The organism is Streptomyces sp. NPDC006384 (assembly GCF_042870695.1).
In the GTDB taxonomy this organism is placed as follows: Bacteria; Actinomycetota; Actinomycetes; order Streptomycetales; family Streptomycetaceae; genus Streptomyces.
In genome coordinates this window covers 88,992-110,707 of record NZ_JBIAHR010000011.1, presented here as the reverse complement: position 1 = coordinate 110,707, position 21,716 = coordinate 88,992, and the positions used below count along the sequence as shown (strand labels likewise).

Here is a 21,716-nt window from a genome sequence, read left to right as displayed (position 1 = left end):
AGAGTCACCCGTTCGGGTGGTGAGGTGTGCGGTTCGTTGACGAGGGGGTCGCCGGCCGGTGTGGTCTGAGCAGGGTCTGCGGGTGATGTGAGGGACTCGGCCGGGTGGCACAGGTGGTCCGGCTCACTCGGGGCCGCCGCGCTCCGCGACCTATACCCTCCGGTCACGTCCCTTCCGTCTGCCGTTGGATCGTCCTCCAGCGCGGGGTGTCGTCATCGGGGACGTCCGGAGAGGCGAAGTGGAAGGGCACGTGAAGGTGGTCGGCCAGCGTCCGGCCGGCCACGGCGGCGAGACGACCGGGTGGAGGGCCGTCGGGTCGGTGGTGGACGGTTGCCAGGTGGCCCTCCGCTTCCGGGGCGTCCAGGACAGCGACCAGGAGCACGGACCAGTCGTGCACGGTGTCGCCGTCCCAGAATGCCTCCACCGCCGCTACACGGCCTGGGAGGGCGCGGCGCGGGCTGCGAGCGAGGGGAGATCCAGCGGATGGGACGGCGTGCGCTGCACGCGGTCGCCCAGCGCCTCGTAACGCGCCTGGACCACCCGCTCGGCTTCGTGCAGGCCCACTCCCAGCGGACGCAGAGCCTCCTGGACGTGCCTGACCGCCGACAGCCGGCAGTCACGCAGTACGTCGGCGTCCACCTCCCGGCAGGTCCGTTCCTCCAGGTAGGCCCACCAGCCGCTCACCGGGCCACCAGTTGGGTTTTCAGGGTGCGCGCCATAGGCATCGAACATACGGCAGGGGCTCGGTGCCCCTCACTCGGCCGCCCGTCCCCGGACGTACCCCCCGCAGGGAGAACGCCTGACCGGGAGAGCGAGCCCGGAAACCCGCTTCGCGGACTGGACTGGACTGGAAGCCGCGGTATCGCCCTATTTGCCGGAATCTGCAAAAGTCACGGAAAGCGCGCCCCAGTCACCGTAAAATCGCAGGCCAATCAGTCTGCTCCCCGCACCCGCGGGGATGGTCCCATCGCCAAGTCGCGTCCGGAGATCCTCGACCGCTGCTCCCCGCACCCGCGGGGATGGTCCCCTCACCTCACGGTGAGGCGACCACGGCGCGTCCTGCTCCCCGCACCCGCGGGGATGGTCCCCGCGCGGCGACGGCCTGCGCCTCCTCGTTGGGCTGCTCCCCGCACCCGCGGGGATGGTCCCCCCAAGGCGGGTTACTGCCTGCTGACGTTTGTCCTGCTCCCCGCACCCGCGGGGATGGTCCCTGCCCGCCGGGCACACGGCGGAGGCGGGAGCACCAGGCGTTGAAGACCGATCACATCATGATCTTGGACGATCGGATCCCCGCATACTGATGTCCGTGTCGTCAACGATTCCGCCCGAGCCGAAGCGCGCGTCCTTGACGGTGGCCGGGCGTCGCCTGTCCTTCCTCGACTTCGGCGGTCCGGGGAGGCCTCTGTTCGCCCTGCACGGGCACTTCGGAGAAGGCCGCATGAGTCCCTCTGCGGCAGGTGACCGGCGGGCGGTGCGGGAGGCGCTGGGAGCGGCACCCCGGGACCGGCGCCTGGGAGGTCGTCGGCATCGACGAGGGCCTGCGCCGCCACTTCTCCCGCGACCGGATCGCCACCCACCTTGTGGCTGTCCGCCGACGCCGTCGAGAACGACGAGACCCGCCGCCGCCTCGGCGAGGCCCGCAGCGACCGGGAGCTGCTCGACCGCGCGGTCGCCGCGTACGCCGCCTCCCTGGAGCGCGACCACGACGACCGCCTGCTGCAGCCGCACCCCGGTGAGGGTCATCGCGGCGCCTGACCACGCCCGGCGAACGTTGCCGGGTCCACCGGCTGTTGCGCCTTCGGGAGATTGGCGACCACCAGCAGATAGGAATCGGTCACCAGCTCCTCGATCAGGCTGCGATCGAGGGAGCCGCCGCCCTCCAGGGTGATCCAGTGCTTCTTGTTCATGTGGTAGCCGGGGGTGATCTCGGAGTGCTGCTCGCGCAGTGCCGCCGCCTCGTCGGGGGCGGATTTGACGATCACCATCGGCTTCCCGGTGACGTCGGTGATCAGCATGAAGACCTTGCCGCGCACCTTGTGCACGTCCCACTCCGGACCGAAGGGATGCTCCAGTGCGGTGCCGGGCAGACCCTCGGCGCACTCGGCGGCCAACTGCTGCAGCTTCCTGCCGTTCATGATGTTCAGCTCCTTGCTCCGTGTACGACGGGCCCCGCCCTCGGCGGACCGCCGCGCCCGCTGTCCCGGACCCCTCTTCCGAGACGCTCACGAGGAGTCCCCTGCTGCGCCGCAGAGGGGCGCGCCGGCGGCCTGACGCCCCCTCGGTCCCTCCCGGTCAGGAAGCGATGTTTTCCGTCACGGTCTGGGCGAAGGCCCAGTTGGAGTGTACGATGCGCCACTGGCCGTCGATGAGCTTGTAGCCGTGGGTGGCGTTCCAGGCGCGCAGCTGCTTCTCCTTGCCGTTCTCGTCGAGAACGAAGGTGTTCAGGTTGTACGCCAGGACGGCGAGGTCACCGCTGTCGCTGACGTGAACCTGCGGGTTGAGGTACTCGTTGCGGACGATGTTCGGGTTGGAGTAGATGGAGTCGATCCATGCGATGACCTTGTCCCGGCCGACCAGGATGTTCTCGAGAACCGGGTCGAAATAGCTGACCTCCTCGGCGAACGCGTCGAGGTAGCCGCGGTTGTCGCCGACGCTCCACCGCTCGTTGAAGGACTTCTCCAGCTCGATGACGGTCTTGCTGATCTCTTCCTTGTCGACGCTCATCCGGTGTCCCTTTCAAGGGTGCTGTCACCGGCCGCATCCGGCCCGGTGCTCCTGGTGGGTATCCCCGGCGCCGTGCGGCGCCGGCGGCCCGGTTCACCGGGCCTCACCAGCCATGATTCCCTGAGGCCGGGCATTTCGGACGGTAGGCTGCGGACACATGATGGTCAGTAGCGGACAGACGAGCAGGCCTGAGGCAACCGCTCCTCCCTCAGGCGCGCCCACTCCGCTGTACGGCTTCCAGCCCCCGGTCGGCACCCCGTACAGCCTGGAAGTCACCACCGTCGAGGACTTCCACGCCCACCACGACGACTGGCCGTGGAACCCGCCCCTCCCCGGCCGGGCCACTTTCCACTACCTCATCCTCGTGACCTCCGGCGTCCTCGAGCACGACGTCGACCACGTCACCCGCACCGTCACCCCAGGCCAGTGGCTGTGGGTGCGGCCCGGCCACACCCAGTGCTGGCACCCGCCCGGCACCGCCACCGGCCCCTTCATCCTGTTCGAGCCCGCAGTCCTACGCGCCGAGACAGCCCGCCTGCTCACCACCGTCACCGCACACGTCGCACCCGCCGTCCTGACCCCGCACCCGGATGACGCCCCCTGGGCCGAGCGCACCGCCCTCCAGCTCCTCGACGAACACCGGGCCCTGGGACGACGCCCCCTCGACCACCACCACGCCCTGCGGCGCAACCTGCTGGAAGCCCTGCTGCTCCGCCTCGCCCACAGCCCGGGCAGCGCCCCGCCGCAGCCCGACGGCCGCGGTGGCGACCGGCGCGCCACGGTCCACCGGCGATTCCTCGACGCGCTGGAACTGCACTTCCGCGAGCTGCACCACGTGGAGGACTACGCCCGCCTGCTCGGCTGCTCGGTCCGCACCCTCACCCGCGCCGCACAGGCCGCAGCCGGCGCCGGAGCACGGCAGGTGATCGACGAACGCCGACTGCTCGAAGCCCGCCGACTGCTCGGTCACAGCGGCTGGACAGCCCGCGCCGTCGCCGCCCACCTGGGCTTCCCCGACGCCGCCGGCTTCGGCCGCTTCTTCCGCAGCCACACCGGCCTCACCCCTGCCGCCTACGCGGCGCGGAAAGAGCACCAGGAAGCCTGATCCGGTCCACCTCAGACCGGCATCGATCTTCAAAGAACCTCGTTTTCCGAAGACCCTCTCCAGCGGAACCGGCCCGGCCTGCCCAGGGCTTTCGGAACGAGTCAGGCGCCGGTGGCCGCGACCAGTCGGGCGAGCGAATCGCGGGTCAGGGCCAGGCGGTCCATCTCCTGGTCCACGCCGCGCAGTTGCTCGAGGAGCAGCGGGCTCAGGCAGGGTTCGATCTCCGCGTCGCTGCCGCAGACGCAGCTGAGGATCTCGCCGATGATGCGGGTGGACAGGCCCGCGTCGAGGAACTGGCGGATACGCCCCACGATCCGCGGCGCGTCGGCGTCGTACACGCGATGGCCGCCCGGTGTGCGCGCGGAGGTGAGGAGCCCCTGCTCCTCGTAGTAGCGCAGGAGCCGTACGCTCACGCCGGTCGTGGCCGACAGCTCACCGATCTTCATCATCCGCGCGGCCCCACCCGGCGCCTCACTCGGCATCCCGCTCAATGTGATCCCCCTCACGGCGACTTGAACCTCACACCGGTGTCAGCTCGTAGCGTCGCTGCCATGACGAACGACACGACGTACACCGTAACCACCGCCCCGCGGTTCAGCCCGGTCTTCCCGGTGGGCGGCGACCTCGAGATCCGGCGTATCGGATACGGCGCCATGCGGCTCGCGGACGCGCCCGACAGCCCCGGCGGCACGGCGGCGCCGATCTGGACCGCGCCGGCCGGGCGGACCAAGGCGATCGAGCTGCTGCGCGAGGCCGTCGACCTCGGGGTGAACCTGATCGACACGGCCGACGCCTACGCCCTCGGCGCGAACGAGGAACTGATCGCCGACGCCCTGCACCCCTACCGCGACGATCTGGTCGTCGCCACGAAGGTGGGCGTGGTGCGGCCTTCGCCCGGCGAGTGGGTGCCGCTGGGGCACCCGGCCTACCTGCGGCAGCAGGCCGAGCTGAGCCTGCGCCGGCTGCGCACCGACCGGATCGACCTGCTCTATCTGCACCGCCTCGACCCGGACTTCCCCGTGGCCGAGCAGATCGGCGCGCTCAGGCGGCTTCAGGAGGAGGGCAAGGTACGGCACATCGGTCTGTCCGAGGTGTCCGTCGCGGAACTGGAGGAGGCCGAGCGGACCGCGCCGATCGCGGCCGTGCAGAACATGTACAACCTGGCGGACCGCACGCACGAGCCGGTCCTGGCACACACCGCGGCCAGGGGCATCGCGTTCGTGCCGTTCTTCCCGATCGCCACCGGCACCCACGCGCAGCAGGAAGGGCCGTTCGCCGAGGTCGCCGCCGAGCTGGGGGCCACGCCCTCGCAGACGGCCCTGGCATGGCTCCTGCACCGCTCCGCGCACGTCCTCCCGATCCCGGGCACCACCTCGCCCGCCCATCTCGCCGAGAACGTCAAGGCACTCGAGCTGCGTCTGACGGACGAGCAGTTCACCCGGATCGAGGAGGCGGCCGGCGCCTGAGGCGTCCTGCACCCCCTCGACGCGCAACGCGGCCCTGTTCTCCCGAAGTTACGGCGAAGTCGCCCCGAGCACGCTCGTCGGTATCGGGGTCCGCACGGTCATCCTCGACACCGTCGGCTGCTTCGAGCCGTGCGAGCGCTTCAACGGCGGGCGCTTCCTCCCCCACGTCCCCGATGCCGGTTTCGAGCACGGCGGCTCGGTGCTGCGGACGGCGGACCTGATCGCTGCCGACGGCTGGAAGGCCGACCTGCCGTTGTGGGCGGACGCCGCCGCGTGCGGTCCCTGCCGTCCCGGCAGCGACTCGTACTGATCCCGCACGGTGACCACAGGCCCCGGCCGGGCGCCGGGGCCTGCCGACCGGGGTGCGCCGGCCGGAGCCTGCCGGCACATCCGCGGATGACATTCCGCCGAACCGGCCCGCCGGCCGCCGGCGCCCGCCAGGATGGGCGGGGTGACCACCCCCACCGCAGACCTCTGGCACCACTACGGCCGCACCCGTCACGCCACCGACCGCGCCGTGCCCGGCCGCTTCTCCTGGAGCTGGGGCCAGGACAGCGGACCCGGTGCCGAAGCCCTCGGCGACCTCACCGGGCGCCGCGTCGACGACCTCGGCGCCGGGGCCGCCCGGCACGGCCCCGGACTCCCAGCTCTGCCCCCAGGGGCAAAGTAGCTACGGGTGATGCTCAGGCCGTGAGTCGACGAGGGCGTTGACGCGGTTCTCGTACTCGCGGCGGGCCTTGCGCTGGGCGGGGATCGCCCCGACGCCGTCGAGGACCTGGCAGCGGGCGAGGAGTTGGCGATGGACCGCGGGCACGGCGGTGACGCGGAGGGTGTAGCCCGTGCCGCGTCGTACGGCCTGGCCCTCGTCGAATGCGGCCCGCTCGGCGTCGTCCAGCTCAGCGGTGCGGAGGAAGTCGGCGACCTTGCCGGGCATGTCGAGGGTGACGAGCAGCTCCGGGGCCGGGGCAACTTCGTCGGCGACGTGCTCGGGCAGAAGATGGGCGATGGCGGTGCGCACGGCGCCGCGGCTGACGCTGTGCTCGCGGGCCAGGGCGGCGATGGACTGGCCCTCCAGGTAGGCGGTGCGCACGTCGGCGATCGTCTCGCCCGCGAGGGCGGGGCGGCGTCCGCCCTTGTTGCCCTTGGCCTCGGCGGCCCGTAGTCCGTCGTACGTCAGCTCCCGTTGGCTCTCGCGCTGGTTCTCGCAGGCGTGCCCGCAGAAGCACGCCCCGCCCGGCGCGAGAGGCTGGACGTGCTCGGCGCCGTCCTGGCAACCGGTGGAGCCGGGCTGCTGGTGCTCGGGGTTGTCCGCACCGACACCCAAGGATGGGCTTCCCCTGCCACATGGGCGGTGCTCGCCGCCTCGGCCGCGCTCCTGGCCGCCTTCATCGTCGCCGAATCCCGGGCTCCCGCACCGCTGCTGCGCCTCGGCCTGCTACGCAGCCGCTGGGTCGCCGGCGCCAACGTGCTGGTCTTCTTCTCCACGGCCGGGCAGTTCGCGGCGTTCTACTTCGTTTCCCTGTACATGCAGCAGGTGCTCGGCATGGGGGCCGCAGCAACCGGCACCGCATTCCTGCCCTTCTCCGCGAGCCTGGTCACGGGCAGCATCGTCGCGACCCGCGTCACCGCGGCACGCACCCCCCGTACATCCCTGGTGCCCGGCGCCCTGCTCGCCGCCGTGGGCCTGGCCTGGTTCGCCTTCATCAGTCCCGACGGCGGATTCCTCACCGACGTACTCGGCCCCTGCATCATCACCGGCATCGGCGTCGGACTGGTCATCGCCCCGATCGTCGCCGCCGCAACCACCGGCGTCGCCCCCCGCGAGGCCGGCATGGCCTCCGGCCTCATGAACAGCTCCCGCCAACTCGGCGGCTGCATCGGCCTGGCCTCCCTGGCCACCATCGCCGCACACCGCACCGGCGCGGCCACCGACCCTGCCGCGCTCAACGACGGCTACGCACTGGGCTTGGCCATCGCCGCCGCCCTCTTCGTGATCGCGGCGGCCGTGGCGATCGGCGTGCTGCCCCGCCGCCGGACCGAAACACCTGCGCCACGACCTGCCACCCCCGCAGAGAACCGACTGGAAGGAACGCCGTCATGACGACGACACCCCTCTCACCCATCGACCTGTTCGCCTCGGCGCTGCACATCCACCCCGACGGCGACGTCAAAGCTGCCGAACGGCGGATGACGAGCAGTGACTCCGGCGCCTGGCAGATCGCGACGTTCCACGTGAAGACCGACGCCGACGTTCACACCGATCACTGGGAGATGCACCCGGAGGCGGAGGAGGCGGTGTGCTGTCTGACCGGCGGCGTCCGCCTCTACTTCCGCGCCGCTGGGCCCAGTGGCGACGAGGACATGGTGCAGTTGCAGGCAGGCACCGCCGTGATCGTCCCCCGCGGCCGCTGGCATCGGCTGGAGCTGGACGCCCCCAGCGACCTGATGTCGATCACCCTTCGCCACGGCACCCGCCTCGAAAAGCGCACTGACACTCGCTGAGCGGAATGTGGCCCGGCAGACACCCTGCCGGGCCACCACAACCTCACCCAGTACGCGCTCAGCCGGGCGTCTCCGCAACGGCCTCGGATCGCGCCTGCCGAGGCAGATTGACCGCAAACCCCAGGTCGAGGCGCTTTTCCATGTCGAGCCGGAAGGTGCCATAGGGGTTGACGTTGGACCAGAACAGCGCGGTCAGTCCGCGCCGGTCCTCGTCCGTCAGCATCTTCGCCCACTTCGGCTCGGCCAGGACCTGCTGGAGCAGCAGCGTGTTGACGTGCACGAGCGCGGATTGGAGCAGGTGCAGGGCGAGCATCGAGGTCTCCGCGTGTTCTTTGTCCGGGCCGGTCAGGGCGCCGTCCTTGCCGTAGTGGAGCACGGTGTTCGCGCTGTTCCAGTTCTCCACGACCTGGAGCCCGCCGTGGATCTCGCGGCGCAGGCCGGGGCTGGCCAGGTAGTCGCAGGCGAAGATGGGGCGCACGGCGCGGCCGAGTTCTTCGAGCGCGGCGTAGGTGGGGTGCTTGGGGCTGCCGCGGGTGAAGCGCCGCAACACCTGCTCGGCCTCCGCAGTGCCCAGTCGCAGGGCGGTGGCGTACTTGACCATCTGGTCGTACTGCTGGGCGATCAGGTCCCACTTGATGGCCCGGGTCGTCAGCGACCCACCGAGTGCCGGCCAGCCGGGCGGGGTGTCGTCCGGCCGGTACAGGCGGATGCTGCCGATGTTCTTCAGCCGGGGCAGCAGGCGGAAGTTGAGCAGCTCGGTGAAGGCGAACCCGACCACGGAGGCGCCGTGGGTGTCGACGTAGTTGGACTCGATCTCGGCGTCCGTGCAGTGCCGCAGCAGGCCCTCGATCATCGCCGCGACCTCGGACGACGAACAGGACTTCAGCTGGGAGCAGATGCAGACGTTCTTCTTCTCGACGTGCCAGTACACCATCACGCCGTTGCCGCCGTAACGGGCGTGGTACTCGGTCATGAAGTTGCTGGACCAGGACCCGAACTTCTTCGAGTCCGACGCGCACGCCGTCCCTTGCCCCCACCATGCGGTGTCCCGGGCGGCGAAGGTGGCGTTCACCAGCTTCGTCACGGCGGCCCGCAGGTTGTCGACGGTGATGAAGTGCCGGCGCACGTGCCGCAGCGCCGCCTCACTCTCGCCGTGCTCGCCGGTCGCCACGATCGCGCGGATGCCCATGTTGGTGCCCAGCGCGAACAAGGCGAGCAGCAGGCGGCGCTGGAGGACGGCCCGGTCGATGCGCTCGTACGCGGCGACCGAGGCGAACTCGTCGGTGAAGCCGGTGAGGAAGTCGGCGTTCTTCAGCACGTCCAGCAGATCGAGCACGCCCCAGCGGCGTACGACCTCGTCCTTGAGCGCCTGGAGGCCGGTGGGCTCGTCCAGCTTCTCCAGCTTCGGCACCTTGATCCACGGTTCCCCGTGCCGGGTGGTGACCTTCACCCCGCCCGCCGAGCCGTCCGCGAGCGCCCCGGACAGCCGGTCGAGGGCCTCGGTCATCCGCCGCTTCAGGTCGGTGATGAACGCCTCGGGGTCCGTGGGCTGGCGGATCGCCGCGTAGTGCACGGTGCGGGTGGCCTCGAAGTCGCCGGGCAGGTCGTCCTCCGGGTTGCGCCAGCGCAGGCCGCCCTCGATGTAGATCTCGTGGCGGCGGATTGCGTCTCGTAGCGCGACCAGGACGCACAGCTCGTACGGGATCCGCTCGACCTTGCCCTTGTCGTCCACGACAGCCTCGCGCCAGTCCTTGCGTACGACGCCGTCCATCGGCACCACGTCGCCGGCGTCGTAGAAGCGCGTCTTGCCGTCGACGCCGGCGTACTTCTCCAGCAGCGCGAGCGCGTCCATCACCGGCCGGTAGGCGGTGTTGTTGCACCTGAAGCCCAGCGTCCTCAGCAGCGGCGGCAACATCTGCCGGTAGTAGTTGCTGTACGACGAACGAAGCGTGGTGCGGACCTTGGCCTTGAACACCTTCTCGTTCGCCTTCGCCTCGGCGGCCAGGTCGCGCAGCGTCTTCTCCCCGACCACCGGGTACAGCGCCGTACGCACCACCTCGTCGGGCTTGTCGATCGCCGCATCAGCGAGCTTGAAGAGGATGCCCTCCTTGCCCCGCACCTTCTTCAGCTCCGCCGTCAGCTGCCTCTCCACCCGCCGCTCGGCACGGGCGTTGATCTTCTGCACCAGGGCAATCAGCAGATCCCCCAGGGCATCGGTGATCTCCGCCTGCCGGGACGAACACAGCGCCGCGAGCAAGGTGATCCGCACCTCCTCGGCAGTGTCGCGGAAGTCCGAGGGGTACATCTTGATCGCCCGCGCCCGCCACGCGGCCAGCAGCTTCTCCTCGTCCGCCCGGGTGGCGAGCCGGAACTTCAGCGCCTCACGGATCTGCTTGCGGTGGTTCTTCACTGACCGGCTGGCCAAGTCGTACTTCGCGAACTCGGCCGCCGGCACCTTCACCAGCCCGGCGACGTACTCCACCGCGGCCTGCGGAACCTCCTCCAGCAGATCCGGGAACCGGCCCTCCGACTCGAAGAACTTCAGCAACAGCGAGAAGCCGAGCCGTGTCGATCCGCTCTTGTTCGCCACCAGGTCCCAGTCGCCGTCCACCAGCGTCCAGCTCGCCAACAGCTCTTCCGGCGACCACTCTTGCCGCACACCCGCCCCTTCCCTCGCCCTGCCCCGGGCTTCACCCGGACGGCCCAATGAGGCGCCCGAGAGCGAGGAAACGGGTCACCTGACTATCCGAAAGCTACCCGCTGGTTACTTTGCCCCTGGGGGCAGAGCTGGGAGTCCGGGGCCAAGTCGTCCGCCACGGGCATCAGCCGGCCGCACGGTGCAGGAGGCGCGCGCCGGCAGCCTGTGGCGGGAGTGACAACTCAACGGCCCTGTTCAGGCGCTGGGCGTGAGGGTGATGGTGAGTGTCGCGCTGTTGTTGACCGCTCCGTTCGACCAGATTGCGGTGCTCGTGTACTGGCGGGTGGGGTCGATGAGTGACTGCCAGGGCCCGAAGTAGAGGTTCCGTTCGAGGAACGGCTGTCCGACCTCCCAGAACACCGCCCTGAACTGCGCGTTGGGGTTCGAGTCCTGCTGCTGGAACTGGTACCCGACGTACCAGCTTCTGCCTTTGGTGGGCTCGTTCGACGGGCCCGGTGCCGTCATCGGGTAGTCGATGATCAGCTGTTTCGTGCTGTCGTTCGGGTCCGGCAGGTAGGAGAAGTTGTTCGGGTTCGTCTTCGGGTCGGCGTTCGCGTTGTCGGCCGCCAGGTCGGCCGTGACGGTGCTCCCGCTGTAGTCCTCGATGGGATTGACGTCGGGGTCGACGGTCAGCGTGTAGCTCCCGGTGGCCGAGAAGACCTCTGCCGACAGTGTCATCGTGCAGTCGCCTGTCGAGAACGGCACGTTGACGGACGCGAGGGTGTCGGCGAGTCCCCTCAGCTCGTACATCGTCTGGCCGGTGAGGGGCGGTGCGTCGCTGGAGCAGGCCGCGAGGTGGAAGCTGATGTTCTGCTGCCAGGTCTGGTCGGCTGCGCCGACCCACTGGTACTCGTAGGTCGGGTCGGTGGTGGTCGGCTGGTTCGTCAGCTGCCAGTTGGTGGTGCCGCCGCTGCCGTCGTCGTCGAAGGTGAGCGTCGGGGCGGCGGACATCCCGGTGCACATCCACTTCGGGAAGGTCAGTTTGAGGGTGGTCGTCTTTTCGCCGGTCTGGAACTGCTTCGACGGCACGTCGTCCCGCTGCGGGCAGGAGATGCTGCCGTGGACCAGGGGATGAGCGGCGTCGGACCCGTCGTACTGCACGCGGGTCTGCAGGTTGGTCGGGGAGACGTTGTACGTGGCGAGGTCGATGCCGCCGGCGGTGGTGATCTGGCGTCCCTTGCGGACGAGGCCGATCGCCAGGTGCAGACCGGCCTCGGCAACGATCCGGAACCCGGTGAGGTACTTCCACACGTCGCTGATGAGGGAACTAGGCTCGGCGGAAGCCCCGGCTCCGGACGGCGGGACATCCGGCACCCATCCGAACAGCTCGATCCGTGCACCGCCGAAGACCAGCGGGATCAGCAGTGGACCGAGCGGCGGCCCCTCGTACCCCACATAGGCCCCGACCAAGTGAGAGGTGCTCTCCGGCGGCAGGAACCAGAAGCTCAGGTCGAACGGGAACGGCGCCGGTGTCGCGCTGTAGCCGATGTCGACCCCGATGGTCTCCGTGTACCAGGCACGACCCACGACCCGGTTGGGCGTCCGGAACGTGCCGACCTTGTAGGGCCACAGCCACACCAGTTCCGCCCCCGCCTGGGCGCCGATGACGACGGCCGCCTCGGCGTTCGCGGTCACCAGCCCCATCCCCTTGCAGCCCTGGCGTGCGGCCGATGCGCCGAGCGCCGCCACTGCCGGCAGCTGAGTCAGGCGCTCGGCCCGTTCCAGTGCTTCGGGTCCGAGCCGCCCGTCCGGGCCGATCCGCAGCGGTTCGAGATCCCGGAGGTCCGGGTGCTGACGCAGCTGCCGCTGGACGGCCACCGCCTCCCTGAGCAGCGGACCGTAGGCGTACTGGAAACGCCGGATCTCCTCCGCCACGTCCTCGACCTGGCGTACCCATGCAGGGTCGCCCGTCGGCACCACCCCGGACCGGACTTCACGGAGAGCTTCTTCCAGTGAGCTGAGCATGCTGCCTGCCTTCCGTGTGCGTGTGTTCGAGTGGCGTGGCCCGCCGGTCACCAGAAATGTCGCTATACGTGGCAACGGGGACAAATTATCCAAAAGTTGAGAACCGGGTGAGCCGTGGAGCCCGAACGGGGAATCGGTGTGCCGGCCGGAGCCTGCCGGCACATCCGCGGATGACATTCCGCCGAACCGGCCCGCCGGCCGCCGGCGCCCGCCAGGATGGGCGGGGTGACCACCCCCACCGCAGACCTCTGGCACCACTACGGCCGCACCCGTCACGCCACCGACCGGGCCGTGCCCGGCCGCTTCTCCTGGAGCTGGGGCCAGGACAGCGGACCCGGTGCCGAAGCCCTCGGCGACCTCACCGGGCGCCGCGTCGGCGACCTCGGCGCCGGGGCCGCCCGGCACGCCGCGCACCTGGCCGTCCACCACCGGCCCGCCCGCGTCGTCGCCGTCGACGCCTCACCCGCACAGCACGCCATGGCCGGCGACCTCTACGGCCATCTCACGCCGCGGCTGCGGCTGGTCCGCTCCGACGCGGTCAGGCACCTGCAGGCGGCGGCCGGCACCTACGACGTGCTCTACAGCGTCTTCGGCGCCGTCGACTTCACCGAACCGCGCCGGCTGCTGCCGGCGGCGGCCGCCGCGCTGCGCCCCGGTGGCCGGCTGGTGTTCTCCACCCTCGCCCACCACCTCGGCGGCGCACCCGCCCACGCCGACGTGCGGCACACCGGGATCGGTGCGAGGACCCCCGACGGCGAGGCGGCCGGCATGCGCCGCTGGGTGCTCCGGGAGCAGGTGTGGAGCAAGCTCCTCGACGAGGCCGGCTTCACCCGGATCAGCACCGGGACACTGCCCGGCGGAACCGGACCGCGCGCCGCCGGCACGCTCCTGGTGACCGCGTTCCGCACGGGCCGGCCCGCCGTGTGACCCGACCGGGTGCCGTCGTCGAGTGCCGGTCTGCCGCAGGGGCTCACGAGCTCGGCGGTGCAGGCCGCCGGCGTGGGAGCGCGGGGCTCACTTCGCTTCGACTCGTCCCACGGAGCGGGGGTCGGCCGTCAGTTCCTCGCACGCGTCCTGCCACGTGCGGGCGCCGGGGTGGAGCCGGGTGTGGAGGTAGGCGGCGGTGAGCCGGGCGAGGGCGGCGACCCGTTCGGGATTCTCGTCGGTGGTCTCGGCGGCGTCGTATCCGGCGATACCGCCGAGTCCGTGCTCCGCGTCGAACAGGGTGAGCAGGGTTTTGGGGCCGGGGGCGAGTGTGTAGGGGTCGGTGTGCCATCCCGGCCCGATGTCCGTGAAGTGCCGGGGGTCGTCCTTGTCGCCGGCGACGACCAGCGTGGGTGCGGCCATGGTGGAGAAGTCGACGGCGCCGATGACCGGCCACTGCTTGGCCATGGGCCCGTTGAAGGAGTCGCCGCCCCTGCCGGGCGCGGCGAGCAGGACGCCGGCCCTGATCCGGGGATCGGCGAGGTGCACCAGGTTCCCGGTGCCGGGATCGGTGAGTCCGGCGCCCAGTAGGAGAGCGGCGGTGAAGCCGCCGAGCGAGTGTCCGGCGACGGCGACCTTGGCGGGGTCGATCCGCCCGGCGAGCTGCGGCACGGTGCGTTCGATCGTGTCGAGCCGGTCGAGGATGTGGGTCATGTCCTCGGCTCGGGAGCGCCAGAAGTCGGGTGCGCCGGGTGCGTCGGCGACCAGGTGGCTCAGTGTCCTGGAGGTGAGGTGGGTGGGCTGGACGACGGCGAACCCGTGGGCGGCCCAGAGGTTGGCGAGGGGCGCGTAGCCGTTGAGCGAGGAGAGGTTGTTCGAGGGCCCGTGACCGTGGGAGAGGAGGATGACGGGCAGGCCGGTCCCGGTGGCGGGTGCGGACACGCGTACCTGGAGGTCTACGGGGCGCCCGGGCACCGGGAGGACCACGGGGCTGTAGGACAGGACCGGGACGGGCGCGTCGAAGACGTCGGCGTCGGCGTCGGTGTATGTGCTCACGAGGGGGTTTCCCTTTCGGTGGCACCTGCCTGCCGCCGGTCTGCTGCGACCGGCGGCAGGCAGGTGCGGGCAGGGGCGAACAGGGGTGGCCGCTTCGGCTAAGCTGAAGCGGAACACTGCTCCATTTAATATTCGGAGCACTGCTCCGTTTTGTCAATCGGTATGAAGGGAGCACGCGGTGACCTCCGACAGCCCCGCGACCTCCGACAGCCCCGCGGGGAAGCCGCCGTCGCGCGGCGAGCGGGCCGACGCCCGGCGCAACCGGGAGACGGTGCTGGCCGCCGCCGCCGAGGTGTTCGTCACCGCCGGCGTCGACGCGCCGATCCGCCGGATCGCCGCCCGGGCGGGCGTCGGCATGGCCACGATCTACCGCCACTTCCCGACCCGGGCGGATCTCGTCACCGCCGTCTACCGCCACCAGATCGAAGCGTGCGCCGAGGCCGGCCCGGACCTGCTGGCCGGTACGGACTCCCCGTTCGACGCGCTGCGCGAGTGGATCGACCTCTTCGTCGACTTCCTCGTCACCAAGCACGGACTCGCCGACGCCCTGCAGTCCGACGACGACCGCTTCGCCGCGCTGCACGACCACTTCCTCGACCGCCTGCTGCCCGTCTGCGCCGAACTGCTCGACGCCGCGGTCGAGGCCGGCGACATCCGGCCCGGTACGCAGCCGTACGAGCTGATGCGCGGCATCGGCAACCTCTGCATCGGGCGCGACGACGACTCCCGCTACGACCCCCGACGCCTGATCGCGCTCCTGCTCCAGGGACTCCGGCAGCCTCACGCGTCCTGACGCCGGCGGGCGGCAGCACCGTGCGACCGGGCAGACGCCCGCCCACCCCACGGCGGTCCTGCGGGCGGAGCAGAACCTGCCGGCCGGGGACCGCGGTGGAGGGGGCGGCGGGGGAGCGGACCCGGCAACCTTCTTCCGCCCGGCGGCAACACCGGACCAAACCGCTCCCGACGGGACGAGGCACTGATGACCGGACCGAGCCGCACACCCCACCGTCGCACTCCTCACCGCCGCCCGCTTCGTCACCCCGGCGGGCTCCTCGCCGCAACGCTCGCCGTGCTCCTCGCCGGCGGCGGCACGCCGGCACTGGAGCACACCGCCGGCGCCGCCGCACCCGGCATCCCGACGCCCGCCGGCCAGGCGACCGAGGCGCTCGCCGCCGCCCGCGTCGCCGAGAGGCTGGACCGCGGCCCCGTCGCCGTCCCCGCCACCGGCGGCGTCCTCGTCAGCTGGCGCATGCTCGGCGACGACCCCGAGAACGTCACCTTCCGCGTCTACCGCGACGGCACGCGCGTCCACGAGACCGCGAAGACCAACCACCTGGACCCCCAGGGCACTTCGACGTCCCGCTACGAGATCCGCGCCGTCGTGAACGGCACCGAGTCCCCCGGCGACACCGCCCGCGTCTGGGCGGACGGCCGCCTCGACATCCCCCTGTCGAAACCCGCCGGCGGCACCACCCGCGACGGCGTCGCCTACACCTACTCCGCGAACGACGCGAGCGTCGGCGACCTCGACGGCGACGGCGGCTACGAACTGGTCCTCAAGTGGGTCCCGTCCAACGCCACCGACGTCGCCGACTCCGGCACCTGCACCGGGCCGACCGTCTTCGACGCCTACGAACTCGACGGCACCCGGCTGTGGCGGATCGATCTCGGCACCAACGTCCGCAGCGGCTCCCACTACGACTCGTTCCAGGTCTACGACTACGACGGCGACGGCGGCGCCGAGATCGCCGTCCGCACCTCCGACGGCACCCGCGACGCCGCCGGAACGGTCATCGGCGACCCGGACGCCTCCCACCTCGCCGCCAACTGCGCCGTCCTCAGCGGCCCCGAGTACCTGTCCGTGTTCAACGGCCGCACCGGCCGCGTCATGGACTCCGTCCCCTTCGAACCGGCCCGCGGCGCCGTCTCCGACTGGGGCGACACCTGGGGCAACCGCGAGGGCCGCCTGCTGTCCGCCACCGCCTACCTCGACGGCACCCGGCCCGGCATGGTGTTCAGCCGCGGCATCTACGAGCGCATCGCGCTGGCCGCCTACACCTGGAACGGCACCGACCTCACCCGCGTCTGGAAGTTCGACACCAACTCCTCCACCAACTACGGCAAGGGCTACGACCGGCAGGGCAACCACAACCTCGCGGTGGCCGACGTCGACGCCGACGGCAGGGACGAGATCCTGTACGGCGCGATGGCCGTCGACGACAACGGCCGCGGCCTGTGGACGACGAAGCTGGGCCACGGCGACGCCCTGCACGTCGGCGACCTCGACCCGGCCCGCCCCGGCCTCGAGTCGTTCAACGTCCACGAACACACCGACGCCGCCCACGGCTTCGAGATGCACGACGCCCGCACCGGGCAGATCCTGTGGGGACAGCGCACCGGCACCGACGTCGGACGCGGCATCTGCGCCGACCTCACCCGCGACCACGCGGGCGCCGAGTGCTGGTCCAGCGGCGGAGGCCTCTACACCGCGAAGGGCACGAAGATCAGCGACGGCGTGCCCGCCTTCGGCGGCGCCGCCTCCTACAACTCCGCCCTCTGGTGGGACGGCGACGCCCACCGCGAACTCCTCGACCACCGCTGGTCCGGCAGCGCGGGCACCGGCTACGCCCAGATCCTGAAGTACACCGGCGCCACCGAACTGACCCGCCTCTGGTACGACCAGGACGCCAAGTCGAACAACTGGACCAAGGGCAACCCGGCCCTCACCGCCGACCTGCTCGGCGACTGGCGCGAGGAGATGCTCTGGCGCAACGCCGACTCCACGGCCCTGCGCCTGTACTCCACCCCGTATCCGACCGACTTCCGCCTGCCCACGCTGATGAGCGACCCGGTGTACCGGCTCGGCGTGGCCTGGCAGAACACCGGCTACAACCAGCCGCCGCAGGTGAGCTACTACCTCGGCACCAGGTAGCGCGGGAGCCGACGGGGCCTGTCGCACAGGGAAAGGCGGCGACCGGCGATGCCGACGAGCCCGAACCGCACGTCGGCACGGGAACTCCCGCCTCCTCGCCGCCTTCGCTCCCGGCTTCCGGGGCCGCTTCCGGCCAGGGCTCCCGGGCCCCGGCCTGGAGCGGCGTGATCACCTCGCCGGAGGCCACGACGGCCGGGCATTTCTGCCAGACCTCGACCGGCGGCCCGCCGCTGCGGACGGGCTCAGGCCGCGGCTTCGCCGTGAGGGCCGGACGCGAACGCCAGGACGTGAGGCACTGCCTCGCGCAGACTGGCGAAGTGACGGTGCACGCCCTCCACAGCGACGGCGGCGTTCACCCCCCACACCGTCATCCCGGCGCGTAGCCCGGACCGCACTCCGGACGGGGCGTCCTCGATGACCAGACAGTCCTCCGGCTCGGCCCCGAGCCGCTCGGCGGCCAGCAGATACGGGACCGGGGAGGGCTTGCCCTCCTCGACAACGGCCGCGTCCACGATCAGGCTTGGCACCGGCAGGCCCGTTCGCAGGAAACGGCCGCGGACCCGGTGCTCGTAGTTCGAGGTCACCAGCGCCCACGATCCCGGTGACAGGCCGTGCAACAGCTTTGACGCCCCGTCGAAGGCCGTATAGGCGCCCGATCGGACGTCTTCGTCCTCCAGCTCGTGCAGCGTGGCCAGGCACTCGTGCGGATCTCGGTCCGCAGCGACCTGGGCGAACGTCTCCAGCGGCCGCGTTCGCAGAGCCACCCGGTAGACCTCGTCCGCGTCCAGCCCATACCGCTTCGCCCAGGTTTCCCAGACTCGACGCTGGTTGCTCACCGCGTCTATCAACGTGCCGTCGACGTCGAAAAGCACGTACTTCTTGCGGCCTGGCCGCAGAGGTGCATCGGTCACCCGTCGATCATGTCAGACGGCCGACAGGCGATTGCGGAACAGCTCTTGGCCCGACTCTGCCGGGGATCGGTGACCTGGTGTCCACGTGCGGCCTGTTCCGGGTGAGGCAAGGAGATGCGGTTGCTGCCGATCAGGTGCCCGGCGGGCGGCAAGCCGCGGCGGCGCGGACAGTCCGGTGGCACGGAAGAGTACGGCGACGATCCTGATGCATGTCGCCGGCTACCGGTCCCTGACGTCGAGGCCGACGAGTCTGGCCAGCGCCGGCGCGAGTTCCACCATCTGCGCGCTGGTGACGGTCGCCCCTTTCAGGGCGTCGAAGCCGTCGGTGATGCCCAGGCTGGTCACCTGCCGGAGATCGACGTTCCTCATCCGTGCCTTGGTGAACCGGACGTCGTCCAGATCGGCGCCGGGGAAGGACACGTCCTGCAGTCCGGCGCCCGCGAAGTCCACGTCCCGCAGGAGGCAGTCCACGAAAGCGACATCGTGCAGGGTGGTGGCCCGCATGTTGACCGAGTCGAACTTGCAGTCGCGGAAGACCACACGCCGCAACCGGGCGCTGAAGAGTTCGAGGCCCGCGAAGTGCCCGGCGGTGACTTCCACGTCCCTCCAGTCCGTCTCGGACAGATCGGTTGCCACCCACCGGACGGTGTGCATCCACACGTCGTTGAAACGGGCGCGACGCATCCGTCCGGCGGCGAACTGCACGGAGGTCAGAGCGGACTCCAGGAACCGGATGCCACCGAGGTCCGCGCCCTCGTAGGAGCGGCCGTCGATGTGCACCGTGTCGAGGTCGTCGGCGCGTTCGAGATCGCGGAGCAGCGGCACAAGGTGACCGGCGTAGGGAAGGTCGGACAGGTCTCGTGGAGCCGGCATGGGGCCTCAGTTCGGTCGAGGGGGCGCTGCGGACCGCGCGGACAGCGCAGCGCTGAGCGAGAGTCGGTGCCGACAATGGCACAGCGCCAGGAACGGGGGAGTGGACTCCGGCCCGGTGCGCCCACGCACTGCCCGAGCGGGTGCAGAAGCGGGAACAGCGGTGCACCGGACGGCGGACCCGGCGGACCCGGTGGGCAGGCCACGGCGATGTGTCGTGCGGGCGGGGCGGGGCCGGGAGGCGGTTTCAGCGGGCGAAGAGCGTGCTGGCGAGGTTCACGTGGGTGGCGGTGCCGCCGAGGATGCTCGGCAGGGCGTCGCGGTGCCACAGGTGCAGGCCGACGGTGACGGCCAGGGCGCTGAGCACGGCCAGGACAAGGGTGGGCGCATCGCCCCGCAGGTCCCGGACGGCGTCGAGGGCGAGGACGGTGAACAGAGCGGTCGGCGCGAAGTCCAGGCCGGTGACGCTGTCGGGGATGAGGGAGCCGAGCAGCGCTCCGGCCGTCGAGCTGCCCGCCCAGTACAGGTGCAGGAGGAACTGCAGCCACAGGATGCGGCGGCCGGACCAGGTGCGGGCCTGCTCGCCGGTGGCCAGCGCGTACGCCTCGTCGCACATCGCGTAGGTGCTGTACGCCTTGCCGAAGCGGCCGCGCACGCGGTGCAGGGGGAAGGACAGTGTGTAGAAGACGTGCCGGACGTTCACCAGCAGCGCGGAGAGCGCGATCGTCGCGAGCGGGGCGGAGGCGGTGACCATGCCGATGAGCAGGAACTCGAACGATCCGCCGAAGACCACCGCCGCGGACAGTCCCACCCGCCATCAGTCCGGGCCCGACTGCGTCACCAGCGCCCCGTAGGCGAGCCCGAGCGGCAGGAATCCCAGCCCCACGCCGGCGGAGTCCTTCAACGCCGCGCGGATCTCGGACCATGCCGGGGGAGCGGGCGCGGGGGCGGGACGAGGCCGGCCCTCGGCGGCGACGGGGGTTATGTCCATGGAGAAATCCTGGGAAGAACGCCACCTCCCATGGTTGCCGCCTGTCGCCGTACGGTCACGACATGGGCTGTGAACCTCCTCTCGACGCCATCGACCGTGAAATCATGTTCCACCTGCGTCGGGATGTCCCATGCTTCTGATGGGCGCGTTGCTGATCGCGGGTACGGTCACTGCGGCAGCGGGCATCTTCACCGTCCTCGTACTGCTGAGCCACCCGCCTCTGTCTCTGTCTCTGTCCAGAATCTATGCGTTTGTCGCTCTGGTCCTGGTTTCCTCGACAGTGGCCTTGTACTGCTACGGGTGGTTCTCCGTCAGCCTGGGAGGGCCCTTCCCGGAATTGTGCCAGGACGAGAACGGCACCGGCGCCGAGCTGACAGCCATGGTGCAGCAGTACTGGCCCCTCCGGAGCGCCTGCCTGTACTCCGACGGATCGTCCGTGGAGCACGTCTCGATGTGGGCCAACGTGTTCGTGTGCCTGTCGGCAGGCGCCGCCCTCGTCTCGACCGGCGCCTCCGTATTCCTGAACAGGCGCGCCGGAGTCCCTTCCGGAGCCACCTCATGAGCACCGACAGCACCGACAGCACCGACTTCGCGCGAGGCGACAAGTGACGACGGAAACCGGACTCGCCGCTCCGTGTGAAGATCACGCCGTGAAGGACCTCCGTTTCCGGCTCGCCGACGATGCCGACCTCTCCGCCGTCGTGCGTCTGCGCGACGCCGCCGCCCACTGGATGCTCGCCCGGGGCGTCAGCGGTCAGTGGCGGCCCGGCGAGCTGGGCGAGGACCACTTCCGCCGGGTCAGGGAGACCGGCGAGGTGTGGCTCGCGGAGGCCGCCGGGCGCGTGGCCGGCGCCTGGGAGCTGTGGTGGGAGGACGAGGACGCCTGGGGGCCGCAGCCGCCGACGGCCGGCTATGTGCACCGGCTGATGGTGGACCGCACCAGTGTCCCGCCCGGGACGGGACGGCGGCTCCTGCGAGCCGCGGAGCGCCGCGTGGCCGAGGCAGGCCGGCCGTTGGTACGCCTCGACTGCCTGGCCGGCAACGCACGCCTGAACGCGTACTACCTCGCCGCCGGCTACCGGGTCGTCGGACGCAAGGAGGGCAAGCCGCAGCCGGGCGGCACGCCCAAGTCGTTCACGCTCCTCGAGAAGCCCGTACGGGACGGAGAGGCTCAGCCCCTTGCGTGACGGTCTGCCGGTGAAGACGGCGGACCGTCACACCCGCCGGCCCCAGCCGCTTCGACCAGCTTCACGAGGGGCGTCAGGAACCGGTGCAGGTCGCCCCCGGAGGTGAGCACCGTCCGGTCCTGCCAGGTGTGTTCCGTCGCGGAGTCGAAGAAAAGCAGCGAGGCGGCACCCGACTCCCACAGGAACACCTTCCCCGTGCGCTCCTCCGATTCCAGCGTGAGGCTCACCGCCGTGGCCTTCGGCCGCCCTCGTGACGGGATTCCCGGGACGGGCCGCTTCACCACGGAGCTGATCCCACGGGAGCGAAGACCGTGTTCATGCGCGGCGTGCCAGTCCTCGAGCCACTGGAAAATCTCCGGCATCACGCCTCCCGCATGAACCTCGG

Annotated in this window: 23 protein-coding genes, 1 pseudogene and 1 CRISPR repeat array; of the genes and pseudogenes, 11 read left to right on the top strand and 13 right to left on the bottom strand. The window is 70.8% G+C overall.

What is annotated here, in order from left to right:
- Positions 1–163: 163 nt before the first annotated feature.
- Entirely contained in the window at positions 164–424 is a 261-nt protein-coding gene (locus ACFYOJ_RS17315) for a hypothetical protein (protein WP_356553202.1), read from the bottom strand.
- A gap of 5 nt (positions 425–429) precedes the next feature.
- Positions 430–684 (bottom strand): hypothetical protein, encoded by a 255-nt coding sequence (locus ACFYOJ_RS17310; RefSeq protein ID WP_356553203.1) that lies wholly within the window; start codon positions 682–684, stop codon positions 430–432.
- A 253-nt stretch (positions 685–937) separates the two neighbouring features.
- Positions 938–1,211: direct repeats of the CRISPR family, unit length 29 nt; unit sequence CTGCTCCCCGCACCCGCGGGGATGGTCCC.
- Between the two features lie 367 nt (positions 1,212–1,578).
- Here ACFYOJ_RS17310 and ACFYOJ_RS17305 point away from each other — a divergent pair.
- Entirely contained in the window at positions 1,579–1,755 is a 177-nt protein-coding gene (locus ACFYOJ_RS17305; protein WP_356553204.1) for a hypothetical protein, read from the top strand.
- Here ACFYOJ_RS17305 and ACFYOJ_RS17300 read toward each other — a convergent pair.
- Positions 1,740–2,135, bottom strand: coding sequence for an MmcQ/YjbR family DNA-binding protein (locus ACFYOJ_RS17300; protein ID WP_356553206.1), 396 nt, complete (start codon positions 2,133–2,135; stop codon positions 1,740–1,742). The two genes, ACFYOJ_RS17305 and ACFYOJ_RS17300, sit on opposite strands and share 16 nt — an antisense overlap.
- Positions 2,136–2,292: 157 nt before the next feature.
- Complete coding sequence (locus ACFYOJ_RS17295) at positions 2,293–2,724, bottom strand: nuclear transport factor 2 family protein (protein ID WP_356553207.1); 432 nt, start codon at positions 2,722–2,724, stop codon at positions 2,293–2,295.
- A 157-nt stretch (positions 2,725–2,881) separates the two neighbouring features.
- On the opposite strand from ACFYOJ_RS17295, the gene ACFYOJ_RS17290 reads away from it, so the two are divergent.
- Positions 2,882–3,829 (top strand): AraC family transcriptional regulator, encoded by a 948-nt coding sequence (locus ACFYOJ_RS17290; RefSeq protein ID WP_356553209.1) that lies wholly within the window; start codon positions 2,882–2,884, stop codon positions 3,827–3,829.
- Positions 3,830–3,930: 101 nt separating this feature from the next.
- Here ACFYOJ_RS17290 and ACFYOJ_RS17285 read toward each other — a convergent pair whose 3' ends face one another.
- Positions 3,931–4,311, bottom strand: a complete 381-nt coding sequence (locus ACFYOJ_RS17285) for a MerR family transcriptional regulator (RefSeq protein ID WP_356553211.1) — start codon at positions 4,309–4,311, stop codon at positions 3,931–3,933.
- 69 nt (positions 4,312–4,380) lie between these two features.
- Here ACFYOJ_RS17285 and ACFYOJ_RS17280 point away from each other — a divergent pair, with 69 nt between their 5' ends.
- Both ACFYOJ_RS17280 and ACFYOJ_RS17275 read left to right on the top strand, forming a co-directional pair.
- The gene (locus tag ACFYOJ_RS17280; RefSeq protein ID WP_356553212.1) at positions 4,381–5,295 is read left to right on the top strand and encodes an aldo/keto reductase; all 915 of its coding nucleotides are present in this window, start codon (positions 4,381–4,383) and stop codon (positions 5,293–5,295) included.
- Positions 5,296–5,746: 451 nt separating this feature from the next.
- The gene (locus ACFYOJ_RS17275) at positions 5,747–5,965 is read left to right on the top strand and encodes a hypothetical protein (protein ID WP_388597189.1); all 219 of its coding nucleotides are present in this window, start codon (positions 5,747–5,749) and stop codon (positions 5,963–5,965) included.
- Here the strand turns inward: ACFYOJ_RS17275 and ACFYOJ_RS17270 are convergent, their stop codons facing one another.
- The gene (locus tag ACFYOJ_RS17270) at positions 5,966–6,385 is read right to left on the bottom strand and encodes a resolvase (protein ID WP_388597187.1); all 420 of its coding nucleotides are present in this window, start codon (positions 6,383–6,385) and stop codon (positions 5,966–5,968) included.
- A gap of 96 nt (positions 6,386–6,481) precedes the next feature.
- Here ACFYOJ_RS17270 and ACFYOJ_RS17265 point away from each other — a divergent pair.
- Positions 6,482–7,396 (top strand): annotated as a pseudogene (locus ACFYOJ_RS17265) (MFS transporter); the annotation flags it as partial.
- Positions 7,393–7,797: a cupin gene (locus ACFYOJ_RS17260; protein WP_356553213.1), complete on the top strand. Its 405-nt coding sequence runs from the start codon at positions 7,393–7,395 to the stop codon at positions 7,795–7,797. The pseudogene ACFYOJ_RS17265 and the gene ACFYOJ_RS17260, both read left to right, overlap by 4 nt.
- Before the next feature lie 58 nt (positions 7,798–7,855).
- On the opposite strand, the gene ACFYOJ_RS17255 is transcribed toward ACFYOJ_RS17260, so the two are convergent.
- Both ACFYOJ_RS17255 and ACFYOJ_RS17250 read right to left on the bottom strand, forming a co-directional pair.
- Positions 7,856–10,456, bottom strand: a complete 2,601-nt coding sequence (locus tag ACFYOJ_RS17255; RefSeq protein ID WP_356553215.1) for a Tn3 family transposase — start codon at positions 10,454–10,456, stop codon at positions 7,856–7,858.
- 234 nt (positions 10,457–10,690) lie between these two features.
- On the bottom strand, positions 10,691–12,460 hold the full coding sequence (locus tag ACFYOJ_RS17250) for a hypothetical protein (protein WP_356553216.1): 1,770 nt from the start codon (positions 12,458–12,460) through the stop codon (positions 10,691–10,693).
- A 216-nt stretch (positions 12,461–12,676) separates the two neighbouring features.
- Between ACFYOJ_RS17250 and ACFYOJ_RS17245 the strand changes: the two genes are divergently transcribed.
- The gene (locus tag ACFYOJ_RS17245; RefSeq protein ID WP_388597183.1) at positions 12,677–13,387 is read left to right on the top strand and encodes a class I SAM-dependent methyltransferase; all 711 of its coding nucleotides are present in this window, start codon (positions 12,677–12,679) and stop codon (positions 13,385–13,387) included.
- 87 nt (positions 13,388–13,474) lie between these two features.
- On the opposite strand, the gene ACFYOJ_RS17240 is transcribed toward ACFYOJ_RS17245, so the two are convergent.
- Positions 13,475–14,440: a chlorophyllase gene (locus ACFYOJ_RS17240; protein ID WP_356553220.1), complete on the bottom strand. Its 966-nt coding sequence runs from the start codon at positions 14,438–14,440 to the stop codon at positions 13,475–13,477.
- A 178-nt stretch (positions 14,441–14,618) separates the two neighbouring features.
- Here ACFYOJ_RS17240 and ACFYOJ_RS17235 point away from each other — a divergent pair, with 178 nt between their 5' ends.
- Both ACFYOJ_RS17235 and ACFYOJ_RS17230 read left to right on the top strand, forming a co-directional pair.
- Positions 14,619–15,233, top strand: a complete 615-nt coding sequence (locus ACFYOJ_RS17235; protein WP_356553221.1) for a TetR/AcrR family transcriptional regulator — start codon at positions 14,619–14,621, stop codon at positions 15,231–15,233.
- A gap of 186 nt (positions 15,234–15,419) precedes the next feature.
- Positions 15,420–17,372, top strand: coding sequence for a rhamnogalacturonan lyase (locus tag ACFYOJ_RS17230; RefSeq protein ID WP_356553223.1), 1,953 nt, complete (start codon positions 15,420–15,422; stop codon positions 17,370–17,372).
- 242 nt (positions 17,373–17,614) lie between these two features.
- On the opposite strand, the gene ACFYOJ_RS17225 is transcribed toward ACFYOJ_RS17230, so the two are convergent.
- The 4 genes from ACFYOJ_RS17225 to ACFYOJ_RS17210 form a co-directional block, all read right to left on the bottom strand.
- Positions 17,615–18,283, bottom strand: a complete 669-nt coding sequence (locus ACFYOJ_RS17225) for an HAD-IA family hydrolase (RefSeq protein ID WP_356553224.1) — start codon at positions 18,281–18,283, stop codon at positions 17,615–17,617.
- A gap of 219 nt (positions 18,284–18,502) precedes the next feature.
- The gene (locus ACFYOJ_RS17220; protein ID WP_356553226.1) at positions 18,503–19,156 is read right to left on the bottom strand and encodes a pentapeptide repeat-containing protein; all 654 of its coding nucleotides are present in this window, start codon (positions 19,154–19,156) and stop codon (positions 18,503–18,505) included.
- Positions 19,157–19,400: 244 nt separating this feature from the next.
- The gene (locus tag ACFYOJ_RS17215) at positions 19,401–19,964 is read right to left on the bottom strand and encodes an AzlC family ABC transporter permease (protein WP_388597179.1); all 564 of its coding nucleotides are present in this window, start codon (positions 19,962–19,964) and stop codon (positions 19,401–19,403) included.
- Between the two features lie 6 nt (positions 19,965–19,970).
- Positions 19,971–20,144, bottom strand: a complete 174-nt coding sequence (locus tag ACFYOJ_RS17210) for a hypothetical protein (protein ID WP_356553227.1) — start codon at positions 20,142–20,144, stop codon at positions 19,971–19,973.
- Between the two features lie 130 nt (positions 20,145–20,274).
- Here ACFYOJ_RS17210 and ACFYOJ_RS17205 point away from each other — a divergent pair, with 130 nt between their 5' ends.
- Complete coding sequence (locus ACFYOJ_RS17205; RefSeq protein WP_356553229.1) at positions 20,275–20,706, top strand: hypothetical protein; 432 nt, start codon at positions 20,275–20,277, stop codon at positions 20,704–20,706.
- Between the two features lie 88 nt (positions 20,707–20,794).
- Positions 20,795–21,331, top strand: coding sequence for a GNAT family N-acetyltransferase (locus tag ACFYOJ_RS17200; protein WP_356553230.1), 537 nt, complete (start codon positions 20,795–20,797; stop codon positions 21,329–21,331).
- The last annotated feature ends 385 nt before the right edge of the window (positions 21,332–21,716 follow it).

Coding starts and splice junctions, on each gene's coding strand:
- ACFYOJ_RS17300 (WP_356553206.1), bottom strand. CDS start 2,135: ATGAACGGCAGGAAGCTGCAGCAGTTGGCCGCCGAGTGCGCCGAGGGT.
- ACFYOJ_RS17295 (WP_356553207.1), bottom strand. CDS start 2,724: ATGAGCGTCGACAAGGAAGAGATCAGCAAGACCGTCATCGAGCTGGAG.
- ACFYOJ_RS17290 (WP_356553209.1), top strand. CDS start 2,882: ATGATGGTCAGTAGCGGACAGACGAGCAGGCCTGAGGCAACCGCTCCT.
- ACFYOJ_RS17285 (WP_356553211.1), bottom strand. CDS start 4,311: ATGCCGAGTGAGGCGCCGGGTGGGGCCGCGCGGATGATGAAGATCGGT.
- ACFYOJ_RS17280 (WP_356553212.1), top strand. CDS start 4,381: ATGACGAACGACACGACGTACACCGTAACCACCGCCCCGCGGTTCAGC.
- ACFYOJ_RS17260 (WP_356553213.1), top strand. CDS start 7,393: ATGACGACGACACCCCTCTCACCCATCGACCTGTTCGCCTCGGCGCTG.
- ACFYOJ_RS17250 (WP_356553216.1), bottom strand. CDS start 12,460: ATGCTCAGCTCACTGGAAGAAGCTCTCCGTGAAGTCCGGTCCGGGGTG.
- ACFYOJ_RS17245 (WP_388597183.1), top strand. CDS start 12,677: ATGGGCGGGGTGACCACCCCCACCGCAGACCTCTGGCACCACTACGGC.
- ACFYOJ_RS17230 (WP_356553223.1), top strand. CDS start 15,420: ATGACCGGACCGAGCCGCACACCCCACCGTCGCACTCCTCACCGCCGC.
- ACFYOJ_RS17220 (WP_356553226.1), bottom strand. CDS start 19,156: ATGCCGGCTCCACGAGACCTGTCCGACCTTCCCTACGCCGGTCACCTT.
- ACFYOJ_RS17210 (WP_356553227.1), bottom strand. CDS start 20,144: ATGGACATAACCCCCGTCGCCGCCGAGGGCCGGCCTCGTCCCGCCCCC.
- ACFYOJ_RS17205 (WP_356553229.1), top strand. CDS start 20,275: ATGCTTCTGATGGGCGCGTTGCTGATCGCGGGTACGGTCACTGCGGCA.